General features: G+C 58.1%; 19 protein-coding genes. 6 read left to right on the top strand and 13 right to left on the bottom strand.

All coding sequences use genetic code 11. The features are described 5' to 3' along the window. Positions 1-37: 37 nt before the first annotated feature. The 3 genes from treC (at position 38) to nrdG (ending at position 4,729) form a co-directional block, all read left to right on the top strand. Positions 38-1,681: an alpha,alpha-phosphotrehalase gene (gene treC / locus KGP24_RS02655; protein WP_223562275.1), complete on the top strand. Its 1,644-nt coding sequence runs from the start codon at positions 38-40 to the stop codon at positions 1,679-1,681. A 375-nt stretch (positions 1,682-2,056) separates the two neighbouring features. After that, on the top strand, positions 2,057-4,195 hold the full coding sequence (gene nrdD / locus KGP24_RS02650) for an anaerobic ribonucleoside-triphosphate reductase (protein ID WP_223562274.1): 2,139 nt from the start codon (positions 2,057-2,059) through the stop codon (positions 4,193-4,195). 69 nt (positions 4,196-4,264) lie between these two features. After that, on the top strand, positions 4,265-4,729 hold the full coding sequence (nrdG, locus tag KGP24_RS02645; RefSeq protein ID WP_223562273.1) for an anaerobic ribonucleoside-triphosphate reductase-activating protein: 465 nt from the start codon (positions 4,265-4,267) through the stop codon (positions 4,727-4,729). Positions 4,730-4,761: 32 nt separating this feature from the next. On the opposite strand, the gene KGP24_RS02640 is transcribed toward nrdG, so the two are convergent. From KGP24_RS02640 to KGP24_RS02595, 10 genes are all read right to left on the bottom strand, one after another. Continuing rightward, entirely contained in the window at positions 4,762-6,672 is a 1,911-nt protein-coding gene (locus KGP24_RS02640) for a PRD domain-containing protein (protein WP_223562272.1), read from the bottom strand. Positions 6,673-6,691: 19 nt separating this feature from the next. Then, positions 6,692-7,828: a lactonase family protein gene (locus KGP24_RS02635; RefSeq protein ID WP_223562271.1), complete on the bottom strand. Its 1,137-nt coding sequence runs from the start codon at positions 7,826-7,828 to the stop codon at positions 6,692-6,694. Positions 7,829-7,911: 83 nt separating this feature from the next. Then, positions 7,912-8,652: a KDGP aldolase family protein gene (locus KGP24_RS02630; protein ID WP_223562270.1), complete on the bottom strand. Its 741-nt coding sequence runs from the start codon at positions 8,650-8,652 to the stop codon at positions 7,912-7,914. After that, entirely contained in the window at positions 8,649-9,767 is a 1,119-nt protein-coding gene (locus KGP24_RS02625) for a DgaE family pyridoxal phosphate-dependent ammonia lyase (RefSeq protein ID WP_223562269.1), read from the bottom strand. The genes KGP24_RS02630 and KGP24_RS02625 overlap by 4 nt, the downstream gene beginning before the upstream one ends. Continuing rightward, positions 9,751-10,884, bottom strand: coding sequence for an amidohydrolase/deacetylase family metallohydrolase (locus KGP24_RS02620; RefSeq protein WP_223562268.1), 1,134 nt, complete (start codon positions 10,882-10,884; stop codon positions 9,751-9,753). The genes KGP24_RS02625 and KGP24_RS02620 overlap by 17 nt, the downstream gene beginning before the upstream one ends. 42 nt (positions 10,885-10,926) lie before the next feature. Beyond that, complete coding sequence (locus KGP24_RS02615) at positions 10,927-11,568, bottom strand: DUF4310 family protein (RefSeq protein ID WP_023310183.1); 642 nt, start codon at positions 11,566-11,568, stop codon at positions 10,927-10,929. A gap of 13 nt (positions 11,569-11,581) precedes the next feature. Further along, positions 11,582-12,358 carry a DUF4311 domain-containing protein gene (locus tag KGP24_RS02610; protein ID WP_024907277.1) on the bottom strand — a complete coding sequence of 259 codons (777 nt, stop codon included), beginning with the start codon at positions 12,356-12,358 and terminating at the stop codon, positions 11,582-11,584. 22 nt (positions 12,359-12,380) lie between these two features. Beyond that, positions 12,381-12,680, bottom strand: coding sequence for a DUF4312 family protein (locus tag KGP24_RS02605; RefSeq protein ID WP_006810338.1), 300 nt, complete (start codon positions 12,678-12,680; stop codon positions 12,381-12,383). Between the two features lie 2 nt (positions 12,681-12,682). Further along, positions 12,683-13,045: an SFCGS family glycine-rich protein gene (locus KGP24_RS02600; protein WP_023293430.1), complete on the bottom strand. Its 363-nt coding sequence runs from the start codon at positions 13,043-13,045 to the stop codon at positions 12,683-12,685. Positions 13,046-13,055: 10 nt separating this feature from the next. After that, entirely contained in the window at positions 13,056-13,394 is a 339-nt protein-coding gene (locus KGP24_RS02595; RefSeq protein ID WP_025911967.1) for a glycine dehydrogenase, read from the bottom strand. Between the two features lie 418 nt (positions 13,395-13,812). Here KGP24_RS02595 and KGP24_RS02590 point away from each other — a divergent pair, with 418 nt between their 5' ends. Beyond that, the gene (locus KGP24_RS02590) at positions 13,813-13,968 is read left to right on the top strand and encodes a Hok/Gef family protein (RefSeq protein WP_223562267.1); all 156 of its coding nucleotides are present in this window, start codon (positions 13,813-13,815) and stop codon (positions 13,966-13,968) included. A 69-nt stretch (positions 13,969-14,037) separates the two neighbouring features. On the opposite strand, the gene cybC is transcribed toward KGP24_RS02590, so the two are convergent. Next, positions 14,038-14,424 (bottom strand): cytochrome b562, encoded by a 387-nt coding sequence (gene cybC / locus KGP24_RS02585; protein WP_008501412.1) that lies wholly within the window; start codon positions 14,422-14,424, stop codon positions 14,038-14,040. A 41-nt stretch (positions 14,425-14,465) separates the two neighbouring features. Next, a complete protein-coding gene (pmbA, locus tag KGP24_RS02580; protein ID WP_023336694.1) occupies positions 14,466-15,818 on the bottom strand; it encodes a metalloprotease PmbA in 1,353 nt (450 codons plus the stop codon). 95 nt (positions 15,819-15,913) lie between these two features. Between pmbA and yjgA the strand changes: the two genes are divergently transcribed. Further along, entirely contained in the window at positions 15,914-16,465 is a 552-nt protein-coding gene (gene yjgA / locus KGP24_RS02575) for a ribosome biogenesis factor YjgA (RefSeq protein WP_029739257.1), read from the top strand. Between the two features lie 55 nt (positions 16,466-16,520). On the opposite strand, the gene mpl is transcribed toward yjgA, so the two are convergent. Continuing rightward, positions 16,521-17,894 carry a UDP-N-acetylmuramate:L-alanyl-gamma-D-glutamyl-meso-diaminopimelate ligase gene (gene mpl, locus KGP24_RS02570; protein ID WP_223562266.1) on the bottom strand — a complete coding sequence of 458 codons (1,374 nt, stop codon included), beginning with the start codon at positions 17,892-17,894 and terminating at the stop codon, positions 16,521-16,523. A 197-nt stretch (positions 17,895-18,091) separates the two neighbouring features. On the opposite strand from mpl, the gene fbp reads away from it, so the two are divergent. Further along, on the top strand, positions 18,092-19,090 hold the full coding sequence (fbp, locus tag KGP24_RS02565; RefSeq protein WP_023310178.1) for a class 1 fructose-bisphosphatase: 999 nt from the start codon (positions 18,092-18,094) through the stop codon (positions 19,088-19,090). Positions 19,091-19,240 lie beyond the last annotated feature (150 nt).

The following is a 19,240-nucleotide window of genomic DNA, read 5'->3' as shown; positions in this document are numbered from 1 at the left end:
GCGCAGTTGCGCCCCTTCGCATTTGCAGGAACGCATTATGAATACCCTTCCTCACTGGTGGCAGAACGGCGTCATCTATCAGATTTATCCAAAGAGTTTCCAGGACACCACCGGCAGCGGCACCGGCGATCTGCGCGGCGTGACGCAGCGCCTGGACTACCTGAAAACCCTTGGCATCGACGCCATCTGGCTGACGCCGTTTTATATCTCCCCGCAGGTGGATAACGGCTACGACGTGGCGAATTACACCGCCATCGACCCGGCCTACGGCACGCTGGATGATTTCGACGAGCTGGTTGCCGAGGCGCACGAGCGCGGCATCCGCATTGTCCTGGACATGGTGTTTAACCACACCTCCACGCAGCACGCCTGGTTCCGCGAATCACTAAATAAAGAGAGCCCGTACCGCCAGTTCTACATCTGGCGCGACGGCACGCCGGAGCAGCTTCCCAACAACTGGCGCTCCAAGTTTGGCGGCAACGCCTGGCGCTGGCACGCCGAGAGCGAGCAGTATTACCTGCACCTTTTCGCCCCGGAGCAGGCGGACCTCAACTGGGAAAACCCTGAAGTGCGCGCCGAGCTGAAAAAGGTGTGCGAGTTCTGGGCCGATCGCGGCGTGGACGGCTTGCGTCTCGACGTGATTAACCTGATTTCAAAAGACCAGGATTTCCCGGACGACAACGCCGGAGACGGCCGCCGCTTCTACACCGACGGGCCGCGCGTTCACGAATATCTGCAGGAGATGAGCCGCGACGTCTTCACCCCGCGCAGCCTGATGACGGTGGGCGAGATGTCCTCGACCTCGCTGGAGAACTGCCAGCAGTACGCCTCGCTCGACGGACGCGAGCTGTCGATGACCTTTAACTTCCACCACCTGAAGGTGGACTATCCCGGCGGCGAAAAGTGGACGAAGGCGAAGCCGGACTTCGTGGCGCTGAAAAGCCTCTTCCGCCACTGGCAGCAGGGGATGCACAACAGGGCCTGGAACGCGCTGTTCTGGTGTAACCACGATCAGCCGCGCATCGTGTCGCGCTTTGGTGACGAAGGGGAATACCGCGTACAGGCCGCGAAGATGCTCGGCATGGTGCTGCACGGCATGCAGGGTACGCCGTATATCTACCAGGGCGAGGAGCTGGGAATGACTAACCCGCACTTCAGCCGCATCACCGATTACCGCGACGTGGAGAGCCTGAACATGTTCTCCGAACTGAGGGCGAACGGCCGCGAACCGGAGGAATTGCTGGCGATTCTGGCGAGTAAGTCACGCGATAACGGGCGAACCCCAATGCAGTGGGACGCTTCGCACAATGCGGGCTTTACCGGGGGCGAGCCGTGGATTGGGGTCTGCGACAATTACGAGACGGTGAACGCCCGCGCCGCGCTCGACGACCCGGATTCGGTGTTCTACGCCTACCAGTCGCTGATTAGCCTGCGCAAAACCCTGCCGGTGCTGACGTGGGGGGATTATGAGGATCTCCTGCCGGAGCATCCTTCCCTTTGGTGCTATCGCCGTCAGTGGCAGGGGCAGACGCTGATGGTGGTGGCGAACCTGAGCAATACGCCTCAGGAATGGCAGACAGACGCTCTCAGCGATAGGTCGCAGGCGCTGATGAGTAACTACCCGGCACCGCAAACGACGTCGCTGCGTCCATTTGAAGCCGTCTGGTGGTTGCAACAGTAACCTTCCCTGCCGGGTGCGGCTCAGCACCCGGCTTACTTTACTGTTTTTGTTGAATAATTAATCAGATTTTTCTCGCGCGCCTTTACAATCGCTGAAGCGCCCGTCGTTTGTACTCTCGTCTTTTTACTTTGTTCTGCATCAAATAAATCGCAAACATGTTTGATGCAAATCACTATATGTAGCACTTAAAATGCACGCCGACCCAACATCTTGTATTTATCGTCTACTATTCCAACAACAAGACGGCGCTTACGCTGGCCGGAATTGTGGATAACACGAGCTGGGAACGCGGGAAGTCTTTGGCCCGACGGGGAATACGCCCGGTTATGACTTCCCCACCTCTGTGGATAACCTGTTTTCAAAAATGGAGTGATCATGACACCGCATGTGATGAAACGTGATGGCTGTAAAGTGCCGTTTAAATCAGAGCGCATCCAGGAAGCCATTCTGCGTGCAGCTAAAGCAGCGGGAGTCGATGACGCAGATTACTGCGCCACCGTCGCAGAAGTCGTTAGCAGCCAGATGAACGAACGCAGCCAGGTCGATATCAACGAGATCCAGACCGCGGTTGAGAACCAGCTGATGGCGGGGCCTTACAAGCAGCTGGCGCGCGCCTACATTGAGTACCGTCACGATCGTGACGTTCAGCGTGAGAAGCGCGGTCGTCTGAACCAGGAGATCCGTGGCCTGGTGGAGCAGACCAACTCCGCCCTGCTCAATGAAAACGCCAACAAAGACAGCAAAGTGATCCCGACCCAGCGCGACCTGCTGGCCGGTATCGTCGCCAAACACTATGCCCGCCAGCACCTGCTGCCGCGCGACGTGGTCTCGGCGCACGAGCGCGGTGAGATCCACTACCACGATCTTGACTATTCGCCGTTCTTCCCGATGTTCAACTGCATGCTGATCGACCTGAAAGGCATGCTGACCCACGGTTTTAAAATGGGTAACGCCGAGATTGAACCGCCTAAGTCTATCTCTACGGCCACCGCCGTCACGGCGCAGATTATCGCCCAGGTCGCCAGCCATATTTATGGCGGTACCACGATTAACCGCATTGATGAAGTGCTGGCCCCGTTCGTGACGGCAAGCTTCAACAAGCATCGTAAAACTGCCGAAGAGTGGCAGATCCCGGACGCTGACGGCTACGCGCACTCCCGCACCGAGAAAGAGTGCTACGACGCCTTCCAGTCGCTGGAGTATGAGGTAAACACGCTGCACACCGCCAACGGCCAGACGCCGTTTGTGACCTTCGGGTTTGGTCTGGGCACCAGCTGGGAATCGCGTCTGATCCAGCAGTCCATCCTGCGCAACCGTATTTCCGGCCTCGGCAAAAACCGCAAAACGGCGGTGTTCCCGAAACTGGTGTTCGCCATCCGCGACGGCCTGAACCACAAGTTTGGCGATCCGAACTACGACATCAAACAGCTGGCGCTGGAGTGCGCGAGCAAGCGCATGTACCCGGACATCCTGAACTACGATCAGGTCGTCAAAGTGACCGGCTCGTTTAAAACGCCTATGGGCTGCCGCAGCTTCCTCGGCGTGTACGAAGATGAAAACGGCGAGCAGATCCACGACGGGCGCAATAACCTGGGCGTCATCAGCCTGAACCTGCCGCGCATCGCGCTGGAAGCCAAAGGCAATGAAGCTGAATTCTGGACGCTGCTGGACGAGCGCCTGCAGCTGGCGCGTAAGGCGCTGATGACCCGCATCGCGCGTCTTGAAGGGGTCAAAGCCCGCGTCGCGCCGATCCTCTATATGGAAGGCGCCTGCGGCGTGCGCCTGAAGGCGGACGATGACGTGTCTGAGATTTTCAAAAACGGTCGCGCGTCGATTTCGCTGGGCTATATCGGCATTCACGAAACCATCAACGCGCTCTTTGGCGACACGCATATGTACGACAGCGAGCTCCTGCGCGAAAAAGGCATTGCCATCGTTCAGCGCCTGCGCAACGCGGTTGACCAGTGGAAAGAGGAAACCGGCTACGGGTTTAGCCTCTACAGCACGCCGAGCGAGAACCTGTGCGACCGCTTCTGCCGTCTGGACACCGCCGAGTTCGGGATTGTGGAAGGCGTGACCGACAAAGGGTATTACACCAACAGCTTCCACCTCGACGTGGAGAAAAAGGTGAACCCGTACGACAAGATCGACTTTGAAGCGGCGTATCCACCGATCGCCAGCGGCGGGTTCATCTGCTACGGCGAGTACCCGAACATTCAGCACAACCTGAAGGCGCTGGAAGACGTGTGGGATTACAGCTATCAGCACGTGCCGTATTACGGGACCAACACGCCAATCGACGAGTGCTACGAGTGCGGCTTTACCGGCGAGTTCGAGTGTACGAGCAAAGGCTTTACCTGCCCGAAATGCGGCAACCACGACGCGGCTCGCGTCTCCGTGACCCGTCGCGTGTGCGGCTATCTCGGCAGCCCGGACGCGCGTCCGTTTAACGCCGGGAAGCAGGAAGAGGTGAAGCGTCGCGTGAAGCATTTGGGTAACGGGCAGATTGGGTAAGTTCTGCGCAGGTTTCTCCCCCTCTCCCTCAAGGGGGAGGGGGAGGGGTGAGGGCATCAGGTTAAGGCTATGAATTATCATCAATACTACCCCGTCGACATCGTCAACGGCCCCGGCACCCGCTGCACCCTGTTTGTTTCAGGGTGCATTCACGAATGCCCCGGCTGCTACAACAAAAGCACCTGGCGTCTGAACTCCGGCATGCCGTTTACCGCTGAGATGGAAGACAAGATCGTCAACGACCTGAACGACACCCGCATCAAACGCCAGGGGATTTCGCTCTCCGGCGGCGACCCCCTGCACCCGCAAAACGTGCCGGATATCCTGAAGCTGGTGAAGCGTATTCGCCGCGAGTGCGCGGGAAAGGACATCTGGGTCTGGACAGGCTACAGGCTGGAAGAGCTGAACGCGCAGCAAATGGAAGTGGTGGATCTGATTAACGTCCTGGTCGACGGCAAGTTCGTGCAGGATTTAAAAGACCCGGCGCTGATCTGGCGCGGCAGCAGTAATCAGGTAGTGCATCATCTGCGTTGAACAAAGGCGGATGTTATCCGTCCGCCCTTACCTCAAAACCGGCTCAAACTCTCCATCGCCACCGCCTTAAACCCGGCAAAATCTCCGCAGCTACAGAGCCGCGACATCGCCCGTTCACGCAGGAAGGTGACGAAAATATCGTAAATCGCCATCGCCTCTTCGTATTCGCTTTTGCTGATGGCGAGCAGGAAGATAACGTGCGCGGTTTCGTCGCCCCACTGAACGCCGTGCGGGGCGAGCACGGTATAGACCACGGTTTTCTGCGCTAAAAGGCCGAGAGAGTGCGGCAGCGCGATGCCGTCGCCGAGCATGGTGCTGACGATGGCTTCACGCTCGACGACCGAATCCAGGAACTCCGCGCCGACAAACCCCTCGCCTTCAAGCTGCGCGCACAGCTCGCGAAACAGCGTTTGCTGGTCAACGGGCTTGTCGATAATGCGGAAATGGGCCGCGTCGAAGTATTTATCCAGCATCCACGGGCGGGTGCGGTCCACCAGTACCAGCTTGCCGATCTGCTCTAACTGATAGTCTGTCGGGAACGGGGCGATCGTCACCACCGGTTTGGATTTTTCGCTGACGCGAGCGGTGGAAATCACGAAGTCTTCGCTAATGGTTTCCGCCAGCTCGTACTCGCGCAGGGTGAGCGTGCGCGTGACCTCAATCTGTGGGTATTTACGCTGCAGCACCGCCTCAATCATGCGGACCATAGCATTCCCGGCGTCGCACACCAGCAGCACGCGCGGCTGGCGCTGGTAGCCGATGTTGTAATGGCGCTCCAGCCCGACGCCGATATGCAGCACCAGGAAGCCAATCTCGTTTTCGCTGATCGCATACGGCGTGTATTTACCCCAGCTAGACACCGCCGCGAGGGTCATATCCCACGCCATCGGGTAGTGCTGCTTGATGTTGTCCAGCAGCGGATTGGGGATCATGATTTGATACCGCACGCGGGTGATCATGGTTTTGATGTGCGTGAGCAGGTCCGCGTGCAGCTGCTCGTCGCTGAGCAGGTTGTAGTTATAGTGGGTGTTGATGTAGCGCAGGATGTAGTTGACCAGCGCTTCGTCGTCGTCGGCGTTAATGGCGCTCGGCGCTATCTCCTGAATCTGCCGCGCCGCAATGTGCACGCAGAGCCAGCTCTCCTCCGACGGCGAAAGCGCTTTGCCCGCCAGCTGCTGGATAGTGACGGCGATATCCTTCGCCGCCTCTCGCACGTTCTCCTCCACGTCTTCGGCGTGGAATTCCGGCAGCGGATAGCCCTCGCTGATGCGGCGCACCGACACCGCACAGTACAGGCGCAGGAACAGCTCGCCTTCATCGGTCAGACGGATGTGATGACGCGTCAGCGCCTCGTGCAGCACGGGCACCATCTGCTCCGCCACGCCTGCATTCAGCGCCACGTCGGTCACCAGCGGGTTCAGGCTATCCTGCTGCGCCAGCTCCCAGAGCAGATCGGTCAGGCAGGCGCGGGTCGACATCTCGCTGCCAAACAGCTTCATGCCGTGGCGCGGACGCGTTTCCAGCGTCAGGTTATAGCGATGGAACCACTCGCGGACTTCCGCCATGTCGCTTTGCAGCGTGGCGCGGCTGACAAACCACTCTTCCGCCAGATCCTCGAGCTTGAGGGAAAATGCCGAAGTCAGAAAACGCACCACCAGATAATGCACGCGTTCCGGCCCGGTCCGGGGAATACGCAGCGCGCGCGGGTGGGATGCCTGCAGCTGCTGGTAGCGCACGACATCATTAATTTTGAGCTGATAGCCGTTGCCCCGGCTCAATATAAACTGCGCGCCGTGGCTCGCCAGCAGCGCGTTCAGGGCGGTAATATCGGCACGGACGGTTCGCGTGGAGACCGACAGCCGCTGCGCCAGCTCGTCCTGCGGCAGCGTCTCGTTTTGCAACAGATCGAAAAGTTGCGCTAAACGTTGGTTCGGAAATCGCACGGGGTTGTCCTCTTACGGCTTAAGGTGAAATGACCATCTGGGATGGGCTGCCGACCGGCGTGTAGTCCGGTTCGAAGCTGAGCTTGCCGTCCTGACCGACGCGGAAACGGGTAATGTTGTCGCTGCGCTGGTTCATGACGTACAGCCAGCGTCCCTGTTTATCGAGCGTCAGGGTGCGCGGGTAGTCGCCGCGCGTCCACACGTCGTCCTGATGCGTCAGCGTGCCCTCCGCTGTTACGGTAAAGTGCCCGATGCTGTTATGCAAACGGTTAGCCACATACAGCTGTTTACCGTCGGCGCTTAATGCGAGCCCGGCAGCAAAGCTGGTGCCTTTGTAACCCTCCGGCAGGGCTGAAAGCGTTTTGCCCTCTTTTAAGGTGCCGTTAGCGCTCACGGTATAATGGGTGAGCGTCGACGCCTCCTCGTTAATCAGCCACAGGGCATCGCCTTTTGGCGTAAAGACGAAGTGGCGCGGCCCGGCGCCTTTTGAGGAGGCGCTGATAAACGGCGGATCGTTCGGCGTCAGCTTCCCTGTTCGATCGTCAAAACGGTACTGGTAGAGGCGATCCAGCCCAAGATCGGTGGAAAACACGTATTTCCCCCTGGGATCGGCGGCGATCATGTGCGCGTGGGGGCCGTTATGATCGCTGATGGCAAAGCTGCCCTCCGCTGCCGCTTCCGGCTTCGCCGCACCCGGTTCGCCCTGATCCTGATGTGTGTCTGTGGCCTCACCCAGGCTGCCGTCTGCGTTAACGGGCAGCACTGCGATAGATCCGCTGACGTAGTTCGCCACCAGAAGATAGCGACCGTTCGGCGTCAGCGACAGGTACACCGGCCCCGCCCCGCCGGAGGCCACCTGATTCAGCTCGCTCAGCTCGCCGTTATCTCCCACCCGCAGCGCCTGCACCACGCCCTGCTCAACTTCGCTTGCCAGATACAGCGTTTTGCCGTCGCGTGAGACGGCCAGCTGCGCGGCGTTCGGCAGTTTGCTCACCAGCGTTTTATTCCCCAGCGCGCCGCTTTGCGGGTCAACGGTAAAGCGGTACAGCCCTTCGCCGTTGGGATTATAGGTGCCCACCCAGGCGTATTGCGTCTGGGCGATAGCGGCGGTGGCGAACATTGAGAGTGAAGCAACAAGCAGGGTACGGGTGTGCATGGTGGCTCCTTCGGGTGTGTGCGGTTTGTTTTCCCTCACCCCGGCCCTCTCCCAAAGGGAGAGGGTTAGGGTGAGGGCAGATATTACTTAACCAGCTTCTTCGTCATCGCAAGCAGGGTGCGCACGTCTTCCGGGCGCGTATCGCCGCTGGCTTTGTCGATAATCGAGCTGTAGATATGCGGGATGATTTTGCTCACGCCTGCGTCGAAGGCGATCTGCAGGATCTCCTCATAGTTTTCCAGATCGATACCGCCCGTTGGCTCCAGCCAGAAGTCGTGACGGGCGCAGGCTTCCGCCACCGCTTTATACTCATCACGGCACTTCAGGCCGCCCATCGGGAAGTATTTGATGGAGCTGCCGCCGAAATCTTTCAGCAGGGCAATCGCGGTTTCAACCGGTACGATACCGTCCGGCGCGTTGCTGCTCAGCGGTCCGGTGGAGATTTTCACCATGCCCACGGTGCCGGTCGGAGAGACCAGACCGTTGACCACGGACTCATTCTGCCCCAGCAGCGCGCGGCTGGTGGCCACGCCGGTGAACACCTGGTTTACGTGCTGCGGCTGCACCCGACGGGAGATCTCGCTCACCATCGCCGACTGATTCGGATCCCCCGCGCCGAGGCCCACGGAGAGCGCGTTATCGATCAGCGCGGCATATTCACGCATATCGGCAACGGCGCTCGCCACGTCCGGGTAATTTTTGGAGAGCACGCCCACCAGCACATGGCCTTCCGCCGCCTCGTAGATGGCGCTGGCGTTGGCTTTCGATCCTGCCAGCACGTTCAGGCAGACGCGGTCACGGTAAAAGTTTGGGGTCAGTTTCATGCGTTTTTCTCCTGGCCTAACACTTCGCTAATGCGGCGGTACACGATGTTCAGTTGGTCAGCATTAACGCTGCGCACGTCCGCCTCGATAATCCCTTCGTTGGCCTTGTAGCCACGGAAGTAAATGGCGTATTCCCCCTGCTTGAGCTTCGCCACCAGATCGCCCGTGCCGACGCCGGTTGCGGCTTCGTCGAACTTAATCTCGGTGCGGGCGATATCGCGACCGGCGCTGTCCCAGACCACGCGCGCGGTCACGCCGTTGAGGGTGTTGAGCGCGTCAATAAACGGCGTCATCTTCGCCACCATCTCAGCCCCGCTCTCTTTGGTGGCCGTCAGGTAGTGTTCAATGGCGCAGGTCAGGCCGAGAATGCCCTCTTTGCCCACCTTCATCGCGCGGCCAATGCCCGCCGTCTGACGCTTCACCCACTCAACGTACCGGGTTTTGCCGATCACCAGCCCGCTGGTTGGTCCTTCAATCGCCTTCGCGCCGCTGTAGATCACCAGGTCCGCGCCGGAGCGGTAGTACACGTGAAGATCTTCTTCCGCCGCCGCATCGACGATCAGCGGGAGATCGTGCTTGCGCGCCACGACCGCCGCCTGCTCGACGCTGAGCATGCTTTTCTGCACGCAGTGGTGAGATTTGATGTACATGATCGCCGCGGTGCGTGGGCCGATCGCCGCCGCCAGCTGATCGGCGGAGCATTCGTTGGCGTAGCCCGCTTCCACCAGCCTGCCGCCGCCCAGCGCCACCATGGCGCCCACCGGCGCGCCAAAGTTGACGTTGTGGCCTTTCGGCAGAACGATTTCGTTGTTCTCAATCGGGGTCACGTGCAGGTTTTCCAGCAGCCAGTCGCTGTCTTTGACCAGCACCGCCGCCACGGACTGGGCAATGCCCGCCGACGCGCAGGAGACCACCGTCGCGCCTTCCACATCCAACAGCTTCGCGATGTATTCCCCGGTTTTATTGACCAGATCCTTCATCTCGAAATAGTGATTCATGCCGTCCATCGCCGCCTGCACCACTTCCGGGCGCGGCGTGGAGACGCCCAGCGCCGTCATGCGGCCAGAGGTGTTGATAACCTGCTTTAAGTTGTACTTCTCATAAATCGAAGGCATGTTCCGTGCTCCCTTGTTCGGTCATGTAGCCCTTGCCCGCGCGGATCGCGGCAAGCGGCACCAGAATGTGTTCAGCCTGCAGGCTGTCGTTTTCAGCGTCCGTCAGCACCGTCGGCTGGCGTTTAATCGTGAACAGCGTCAGGTCGGCGTCGAGGCCCGGCTGAATGCGGCCCTTGCGCGTCAGGCGCAGGCCGTCTGCGGCGTTGGCGGTCACGCAGTCAATCACCTGCGGCAATGACATGCCGATGGCGAGGAATTTCGACATTACGCTTGCCAGCGAGCCCACCGGGCCGTTGATGCGGTTGCGGCAGTAGATATCCGAGCTGATGGTGTGCGGCAGAATGCCCATCGCGATGGCGCGTTTCGCCACTTCGAAGCTGAAGCTCGCCGTACCGTGGCCGACGTCCAGACGCACGCCGCGCTTCAGGGCAGAGGTGATAGAGGCGCGTAGCTCGCCGGAGGGCGTCAGAATGCGGTTGGGTTTGCCGTTGTAGCAGTGGGTAATGATGTCGCCCGAGCTCAGCAGCTCGGCAATGTCGTCGAGGTTTGGCGGGTTGTTGCCGATGTGCACCATCAGCGGCAGATCGCCGTTCTCTTTCTGAATGGCTTTCGCCCGCTCCAGCGGCGTAATGCCGTTTTCACCGACCACGCTGCTGCTCATGCGCGCCTTCAGGCCGACGATAAAATCAGGGTGGCGCTTCACCGCCTCTTTCACCGCATCGGCGTCGATATTCGCCATGTTGGCCAGTTCGTTTTGGGCAATCAGCCCCACGCGGGAGATGTTCAGCAGGGCAAACACCTCGGTAGAAGCTTTGCGGGTAATGTTATAGAAATCGTCCACGTCGTCGGCCCCGGTGCTGCCCGCGTCCACCACGGTGGTGACGCCGGTGGCAATGCCCACGCTGTCCGGCTCGTCGTGGTAAATCGGGGAGTTCGGGTAGCAGTGTACGTGGGAGTCAATCCAGCCTGCGCTGACGAACACGTCGCCGTTCAGCTCAACCGTTTTATGCGCAGGGGCGTTAATCTCGCCCAGCGCCGCGATCTTCCCGTCCTGAATGGCGATATCGGTCAGGGTATCGTCGGCAAGGCGCGCACGGCGCAGGAGTAAATCAAACATGAGGATCTCCTGATAAGGCGGGCGCCTGAGCGCCCGCAGGTATTAAAGGGCGACCGGGAACAGCCAGCCCAACAGCATTGCACCAAGAATGGCGCCACCGGTAATCGGCTTCTGCCAGATGTAGAACACCAGCGCACCCAGCAGGGAACCGACGCCGATAGGAATGGAGGCGGTCATGGCGCTGAGGATAATCAACGGCCCGAGGAAGCGGCCGGAGGCGTTGCCCGCCCCCATCATCACGTCTGCGCCGTAGGTGGAGTTGCTCTGGTTGATGGTGAACTTACGCGCCAGGATGATGACGTAGCCAATCGCCAGGCCAATCACCAGACCGGTAATCAGTGCAGCAATGAAGTTGGTCACCGGGAACATGATGCCCGCGCCCAGCAGCAGCGCCGGAACCCCCAGGCCCACGCCGGTCTGGATCGCACCGCCGATGTCAAGAATACCGACCAGCGACCCTTCGATAATGCGGGCGAACAGGAAGCTCGCGCCGAACGCCGCCACCGCGCCGTAAACGCCGGTATCAATCCCCGCTTTCAGCATCGCCACGAAGGCCACTTCGTTAAACGCGCCGATGCCGTAGAGGTAGTACATGTGCGTCCCGGCAAACACGCCGGAGGAGAGCAGGCCAACAAAGATCGGGAACGACCAGTCGGCATACCAAAAACCTTTATTCTGTTCCATGTAGAGGCTCCTGTTATTTACCGCTGAGCGAGTTGTGGATCATGTCGAGCCAGTTCGGCACGGTCAGATGGAAGGATTCGATCATCTTCATGTCGAAGCCGCGGAAGAAGCCGCTCAGCACGAACAGCAGGACGATAGCCGCCATCATCACTTTGGTAACGTGGTTCCAGCCGCTCTCTTCCACGCCTTTACCGATTAGGATCCCCAGCACCAGGCCCGGTACGGCGTTCCCCATGATCAGCTGCGCCGCGCCGCCAAAGATGGTGGCCCAGAAGCCCGATTTTTTACCCGCGTCGATGGCCGCCAGCCAAAAGATCACCGGCATCACGGTATTGACCAGCAGGTTTGCCGCCGGCACCAGCACCTTCACGGCGGTGACCTGAAGCGCAGCCGGAACGGAGGAGGCGGTCAGGTTGAGGAAAGTCACGACAATCATGCCGATCAGGCCGCAGGCAATCGCCATTTTGCGCGGGTCGTGCAGCGTTTCGCCGACGTTACGGTTTTTGATCATCAGTGCAGCAGCACCCCAGTTCGGGATGATGCGGTGGTCAACGTCCTGTGTGAAGGCACCTGCGGCCACGGAAGAGGCCCAGGCATTAAAGAAGAAACCTAACCCAAAGGAGAAGTGGGACGCCGGATCCCCTTCACAGGAGTTCAGTTCCCCCAACGTACGAAACGCGCCCATCCCCTGAGTGGTAGGCGCATGAAACATGCGTGCAGCACCGGCTCCGACACCGACGCCAACCAGGCCGCCAATGATGAGCGATTTTATTAATATAATTAAGAACATCAGTCTGCCCTTTTATGAATAATCAGCGTTGCGTGACGAAATCCACCTGGTCGAGATTGATAGCGGTCACGTTGACGGTCACATCCAGCTCCACGCTGTAGGTGCGTCTTTCCCGGCGCAGAAAGAAGAACAGAAACGCTTCTTTACGCACCGCTTCTTGCGCCTGAACAACCTGCACATCCTGTGGCTCAATACGCAGTAAGATATGCGGTGAGGCTTTCATCACCGCGGCCTGAACGTGGTTGAGCGCGTCGGCAAAGGCGCGCGCTTTGGCGTCGCCTTTCCCCTTCACTCTCACCGTGGTTGTGAACTGTTCTTTCATGCTTATGCGCCGTATTTCTTCTGCCACGCCTGCACCAGACGCTCGCCCAGCTCTTCTTTATCCATAAAGCCGAAGCCCAGCACGTTGCAGCCTTCGTTGATGGCGGTCACGCCCTCTTCCACGGAACGCATGCCGTATTTGGCCTTGTAGCCATATTTAGTTTGGGCTGTGATGGCACCCGCGCCGCCGCTGCCGCAGAAGGAGATGCCGAAGGTGGCGTTTTCCGCTTTCATCACGTCGCCGAGCTTCATGTCCGCTGCCATGCCCGGCACGACCACCGCGCGTCCACCTGCTTTCTCCACACCGGCAGCCACTTTCTGACCTTTACCGAGGCGATCGCCAATCACGACTGTAATCTGTTCCATGTGTTACTCCTTAAAGGTTGTCTTTCGCGACTTCAAAGTGAACGGAGAGCAGCCAGGCTTCTTCATCAGGAAGATTGCCAAACTGCGCGACCACTTCACGGGCGAGCCGCATTGAATCCGGTGAAATTTCGTCAAACAGCTCTGCTTCAACCTCCGGCAGCGGCTCGCCGGTCACGGACCGGTGCGCCATTGCGCGCACGTGGGAAGTGAGCATCTGCTCCTGTACCGCATTGGGGATGATGTTGTTCCGGGCCAGCAGGGCATAAACCTGCTGCAGCATGGTATTCGCGAGCTGTTCTGTTTGCTCCGCCTGTTCCCCAACGTCGTTCATTACCGCTCCGTTAATCACTGGTCTTACCCCGTTAATGGCTCTGGAATAAAACTAACGTTGGGGGGGAATTGTTTGTAGCGAGTTGTTTTCCACTTCGAAGTGGAAAGGCGAGCCGCAGCAGTGATCTGTGCCACATAAATGCGGTGAATCTGAATTAATCGATGCATTCGTGTGATGATTATCACGCTATTAAGCGGTAACGAACGGGTAAGCAGAGTGGAAAAGATTCCGAGCAAGCTCGTAGAAATGTGACGTGGATAAGGTTTTCTTATGGGGAATGGGTAGAGTGGCGGCGGGTGCTTGAGACTGACCGTCTCAGGCCTGGGACGGAAAGTGGAAAGCCCCTACCTGAATTTAAATCAGGACGGGGCTGTAAACGACACGTCTAGCCACGTGATGTTTGCTACCTCGCCCGCTTTACAGCAAGGAGGCATCCATGAAACGCAGAAACCCAAGTATCGGGATTTTGATGATTATTTCTTTGACGATAATCATCTTAACGCTGGTGACGAGGAAAACACTGTGCGAGATCCGTTTTCGAAACGGCTCGCTTGAAGTGACCGCGCGGATGGAGTGTCGCTCCGGCCAGTAGGGAGCAAGGATGCGGAGGCGCGTAATGCGCCTCCGCATACGGGGAAGGACGTACAGCTCAGGCACCCAATTAACGATACTTTTTATGATACGTGTTGCGCGTGGTCACAAACTGTTCTGCCGCCGCCTGGGCTTCCTTCACTTTGCCTTCGTTAGCCAGCTTCAGCGCGCCGTCGATCTGGCCGACCAGCACGTCAAAGCCGTGGCGATAGTCTTTCATCTCTGCGCTGTCTGCCGCTTTGCTTTCCAGCTTCGGAGGCGTCGCTTTTTGTGCGTCCAGCGCCGCTTCACGCATTTTGGTCAGCGCGTCTTTCATTTCAGCCGCATTGTCCGTTTTCTGCACCACCTTCAGGTTTTGACCGAGGATGCCCATATCGTCTTCAAGATCGGCAGCAAACGCAGAAGAGCCAAGAACCAGCGTTGAAGCCGCGACGATCGCTAACAGATGTTTACGCATTGCTCACTTCCTTTTTTATTATTAAAACGCCTTTACGGGTATTACTGACCGGCGATTTTCATTTCCGGCAGAAGTACAGAACCACACTGTATATTGCTACGTGTTTCAATATCGTTACCGACCGTAACGATATTGCGCCACATGTCCTTCAGGTTGCCGGCGATAGTAATTTCGCTCACCGGATACTGGATTTCGCCGTTTTCCACCCAGAAGCCCGCCGCACCGCGCGAGTAGTCTCCGGTGATGCCGCTTACGCCCTGACCCATCAGTTCCGTTACGACCAGGCCAGTGCCCATCTCTTTCAGCATCTGCTCAAAGTTGAGGCCCTGCCCGGCAATGCGCCAGTTGTGGATGCCGCCAGCGTGTCCGGTGCTTTTCAGCCCCAGCTTGCGCGCGGAGTAGTTGGTCAGCAGCCACTGGGTCAGAATACCGTCTTTAACGATATCGCGACGTTCGGTACGCACACCTTCGCTGTCGAACGGCGTGGAGGCCAGCCCTTTCAGCAGGTGCGGATGCTCTTCGATGGTCAGCCATTCCGGCAGGATCTGCTTGCCCAGCGAGTCGAGGAGGAAGGTCGATTTACGATAAACCGAGCCGCCTGCGATAGCGCCCACCAGATGGCCAAACAGACCGGTTGCCACTTCGTTAGCAAAAATGACCGGGGCCTTCATGGTGGAGAGTTTACGCGGCGACAGGCGAGACAGCGTGCGTTCGGCACACTCTTTACCCACCCACTCAGGAGACTGCAAATCCCCCAACGCGCGGCCAATGGTGTAGGCGTAGTCGCGCTCCATGTCACCGTTCTCTTCGGCGATGACGCAGCTGGAGAGTGAATGACGGGTGGAGCAGTATCCCTGCAGCATGCCGTGGCTGTTGCCGAAGACTTTGATGCCGTAATGGCTATTGAAGCTGCCGCCTTCGGTATTGGTGATGCGCTTATCAGCCTGCAGGGAAGCCTGCTCGGCGCGCGCGGCCAGCTCGATCGCTTCGTCGGGGGTCACTTCCGCCGGGTGGAAAAGATCGAGATCCGGCGCGTCAAACGCCAGCAGTTCTTTATCCGCCACGCCAGCGTAAGGATCCGGAGAGGTATAACGGGCGATATCCAGCGCCGCCTGTACCGTACGGGCAATGGCATCCGGGCTGAGATCGGTGGATGATGCGCTGCCTTTGCGATTCTGGTGATACACCGTGATCCCAAGCGCGCCATCGCTGTTAAATTCTACATTCTCCACTTCACCATAGCGGGTACTCACGCTGATGCCGGTGGTTTTGCTGACCGCCACTTCGGCGCCATCTGATTTTTCTGAAGCAAGCATCAGCGCGGTGGAGACGGCTTCTTCAAGAATCTTACGCTGCGCTTCAACTTGTGAGGTTACTTTCATCGCAAATGCCATACTGTAAGAGAGAGTTATCTGAAGTCTAACAGAGAACCGTTTTTCAGTGCGCGTCTTAACTGGTAACATTAGCCTCTTTTTTTAAGGAGCCTGACATGACTAAGCAGCCCGAAGACTGGCTCGACGACGTTCCCGGTGATGACATCGAAGACGAAGATGATGAGATCATCTGGGTCAGTAAAAGTGAAATTAAACGTGACGCCGAAGAGTTAAAACAGCTTGGCGCAGAAATGGTAGAACTGGGTAAAAACGCGCTGGATAAGATCCCGCTCGACCAGGATCTGCGTGATGCCATTGAACTGGCACAGAAAATCAAAAAAGAAGGCCGTCGTCGCCAGCTTCAGCTTATCGGGAAAATGCTGCGTCAGCGCGACGTCGATCCGATCCGCCAGGCGCTGGACAAGCTGAAAAACCGCCACAACCAGCAGGTTGCGTTTTTCCATAAGCTTGAGCAGATCCGCGATCGCCTGATTGAACAGGGTGATGATGCCGTACCGGAAGTGCTGAACCTGTGGCCGGATGCCGACCGCCAGCAGCTGCGTTCATTGATCCGCAACGCGCAGAAAGAGAAAGAAGGGAATAAGCCGCCGAAGTCTGCGCGCCTGATTTTCCAGTATCTGCGCGAGCTGTCTGAGAACGAAGAGTAATCTGTTCCTCACCCCTGACCCTCTCCTCAAAGGGGAGAGGGCTGGGGTTAGGGGCTTACTCTGCCGCTTGCGCTTTCTTCGCCAGACCGTCCAGCAGCTTCTGATGGATCCCACCAAAACCGCCGTTGCTCATCACCAGAATGTGGTCGCCAGGCTGAGCGGCTTTCACCACCATATCCGCGAGCACATCCACATCCGCACTCCAGTGCGCAGGCTGAATGCAGGCATCGGCCACTTCGGCCACCTGCCACGGAATATGCTGCGGCTGCAGCAGGAAGACCTCATCGGCACGTCCTAACGACGGCGCGAGGTCATCTTTGCAGATGCCCATCTTCATGGTGTTAGAGCGCGGTTCCAGCACCGCCAGAATGCGGGCTGTGCCGCCGACCTTACCGCGCAGAGCGGCAAGCGTTGCCAGAATGGCCGTTGGGTGGTGCGCGAAATCGTCATACACGGTGACGCCGTGGGCTTCACCGCGCAGTTCCAGACGTCGACGGGCATTGATAAACGAGCCCAGCGCATTGGCCGCATCCGCAGGCAGAACGCCCACATGACGCGCCGCAGCAATGGCCATCAGGCCGTTGTGCATGTTGTGCTCGCCTACCAGGCCCCACTTCACCTCGCCCACTTTTTCACCGTCGAGCAGCACTTCCCACTCGGAGGCATCGGCGTTGAGTTTCTTCGCCTGCCAGTGACCCTGCTCGCCCACTAGCTCCTGCTCGCTCCAGCAGCCCATCGCCATCGTCTGCTTCAGGTTGATGTCGTTCTCCGGCAGGATGATGCGTCCCTGGCCCGGAACAATGCGCACCAGGTGGTGGAACTGTTTCTGAATGGCTTTCAGGTCGTCAAAAATATCCGCGTGGTCGAACTCAAGGTTGTTGAGGATCAGCGTGCGCGGGCAGTAATGCACGAACTTGGAGCGTTTGTCGAAGAACGCGCAGTCGTATTCATCGGCTTCGATCACAAAGAACGGGCTATCGCCCAGGCGCGCAGAAACGTCAAAGTTGCCCGGTACGCCGCCGATCACAAAGCCCGGCTTGTAGCCGCAGGCTTCGAGGATCCAGGTTGCCATGCCCGCGGTAGTGGTTTTGCCATGGGTACCGGCAACGGCAACCACCCAGCGGTCGCGCAGGACGAAGTCATGCAGCCACTGCGGACCGGACATGAACGGAATATTGCGTTCCAGCACCGCCTCGACGCACGGGTTGCCGCGGGTCATGGCGTTGCCAATGATCACCAGGTCCGGCTCGGGATCCAGCTGGCTGGCATCGTAACCCTGAATTAAAGAGATGCCCTGTTTCTCCAGAAGTGTGCTCATTGGCGGATACACATTGGCGTCCGAACCTGTCACCTCATGGCCCAGCGAGCGCGCCAGCATTGCCAGTCCGCCCATGAAAGTGCCACAAATCCCCAATATATGAATGCGCATACGTCACTATCCTTCTTCAATGTGGCGCACATTTTACCCACATGTCAGCGGGTGTGAAACGCATTTCAGGAAAATCCGTATCCTGCTGGCGCGATTCACCTCTGCGCTACTATTTGAATATTTGTTAAGATTGTTGGGCTTTAGTCGTTTTAGTGAACATACAATCGCTCTACTCACAAAGATGCAGGGAAAGTGTTATGAAAACGTTAGGTGAATTTATTGTCGAAAAGCAGCACGAGTTCTCTCATGCTACCGGTGAACTCACTGCTTTGCTGTCGGCAATAAAGCTGGGCGCTAAGATCATCCACCGTGATATCAACAAGGCCGGTCTGGTCGATATCCTGGGTGCCAGCGGTGCCGAGAACGTTCAGGGCGAGGTTCAGCAGAAACTCGATCTGTTCGCAAATGAAAAATTGAAAGCTGCACTGCGCGCGCGCGACATCGTTGCGGGTATCGCCTCCGAAGAAGAAGATGAGATTGTTGTTTTCGAAGGGTGCGAACACGCGAAATACGTTGTCCTGATGGATCCGCTTGACGGTTCCTCAAACATCGACGTTAACGTTTCTGTCGGTACCATTTTCTCCATCTACCGCCGCGTCACGCCCGTTGGTACGCCGGTGACCGAAGAAGATTTCCTGCAGCCGGGCATTAATCAGGTGGCTGCCGGTTACGTCGTTTATGGTTCCTCCACCATGCTGGTGTACACCACCGGGTGCGGGGTTCATGCCTTTACGTACGATCCTTCACTGGGCGTTTTCTGTCTGAGCCAGGAACGCATGCGCTTCCCGGAGAAGGGCAACACCTACTCCATCAACGAAGGCAACTACATCCGATTCCCGAACGGCGTGAAGAAGTACATCAAATTCTGCCAGGAAGAAGATAAAGCGACCCAACGCCCGTACACGTCCCGCTATATTGGCTCTCTGGTCGCGGATTTCCACCGTAACCTGCTGAAAGGCGGTATCTACCTCTACCCAAGCACCGCCAGCCACCCGGACGGGAAACTGCGTCTGCTGTACGAATGCAACCCGATGGCGTTCCTGGCCGAACAGGCGGGCGGCAAGGCGAGCGACGGTAAAGAGCGTATTCTGGATATCGTGCCGGAAAGCCTTCACCAGCGCCGTTCATTCTTCGTCGGCAACAACCACATGGTTGAAGACGTTGAACGTTTTATCCGTGAGTACCCGGACGCATAATACCTCTCTTCAGGGGAGCCAGTACGGCTCCCCTGGTCATTTATATATTTTACCGTATAAGTGTTTATAAAAAACATGCTTTAATATTCACCATTGCTCCTGCATTATTTCCATAACAGTTTGAAAAATATTTCGTGGAGCAAAATCGCA

This window comes from Enterobacter sp. JBIWA008 (genome assembly GCF_019968765.1).
In the GTDB taxonomy this organism is placed as follows: Bacteria; Pseudomonadota; Gammaproteobacteria; order Enterobacterales; family Enterobacteriaceae; genus Enterobacter.
The sequence above is the reverse complement of the archived record's forward strand: the minus strand, read 5'-3'. Positions and strand labels throughout refer to the sequence as shown.

What these genes read in the sequence shown, in the direction of transcription:
- treC (WP_223562275.1), top strand. Translation starts at nt 38, where the DNA reads ATGAATACCCTTCCTCACTGGTGGCAGAACGGCGTCATCTATCAGATT.
- nrdD (WP_223562274.1), top strand. Translation starts at nt 2,057, where the DNA reads ATGACACCGCATGTGATGAAACGTGATGGCTGTAAAGTGCCGTTTAAA.
- nrdG (WP_223562273.1), top strand. Translation starts at nt 4,265, where the DNA reads ATGAATTATCATCAATACTACCCCGTCGACATCGTCAACGGCCCCGGC.
- KGP24_RS02635 (WP_223562271.1), bottom strand. Translation starts at nt 7,828, where the DNA reads ATGCACACCCGTACCCTGCTTGTTGCTTCACTCTCAATGTTCGCCACC.
- KGP24_RS02630 (WP_223562270.1), bottom strand. Translation starts at nt 8,652, where the DNA reads ATGAAACTGACCCCAAACTTTTACCGTGACCGCGTCTGCCTGAACGTG.
- KGP24_RS02625 (WP_223562269.1), bottom strand. Translation starts at nt 9,767, where the DNA reads ATGCCTTCGATTTATGAGAAGTACAACTTAAAGCAGGTTATCAACACC.
- KGP24_RS02620 (WP_223562268.1), bottom strand. Translation starts at nt 10,884, where the DNA reads ATGTTTGATTTACTCCTGCGCCGTGCGCGCCTTGCCGACGATACCCTG.
- KGP24_RS02615 (WP_023310183.1), bottom strand. Translation starts at nt 11,568, where the DNA reads ATGGAACAGAATAAAGGTTTTTGGTATGCCGACTGGTCGTTCCCGATC.
- KGP24_RS02610 (WP_024907277.1), bottom strand. Translation starts at nt 12,358, where the DNA reads ATGTTCTTAATTATATTAATAAAATCGCTCATCATTGGCGGCCTGGTT.
- KGP24_RS02605 (WP_006810338.1), bottom strand. Translation starts at nt 12,680, where the DNA reads ATGAAAGAACAGTTCACAACCACGGTGAGAGTGAAGGGGAAAGGCGAC.
- KGP24_RS02600 (WP_023293430.1), bottom strand. Translation starts at nt 13,045, where the DNA reads ATGGAACAGATTACAGTCGTGATTGGCGATCGCCTCGGTAAAGGTCAG.
- KGP24_RS02590 (WP_223562267.1), top strand. Translation starts at nt 13,813, where the DNA reads ATGAAACGCAGAAACCCAAGTATCGGGATTTTGATGATTATTTCTTTG.
- cybC (WP_008501412.1), bottom strand. Translation starts at nt 14,424, where the DNA reads ATGCGTAAACATCTGTTAGCGATCGTCGCGGCTTCAACGCTGGTTCTT.
- pmbA (WP_023336694.1), bottom strand. Translation starts at nt 15,818, where the DNA reads ATGGCATTTGCGATGAAAGTAACCTCACAAGTTGAAGCGCAGCGTAAG.
- yjgA (WP_029739257.1), top strand. Translation starts at nt 15,914, where the DNA reads ATGACTAAGCAGCCCGAAGACTGGCTCGACGACGTTCCCGGTGATGAC.
- mpl (WP_223562266.1), bottom strand. Translation starts at nt 17,894, where the DNA reads ATGCGCATTCATATATTGGGGATTTGTGGCACTTTCATGGGCGGACTG.
- fbp (WP_023310178.1), top strand. Translation starts at nt 18,092, where the DNA reads ATGAAAACGTTAGGTGAATTTATTGTCGAAAAGCAGCACGAGTTCTCT.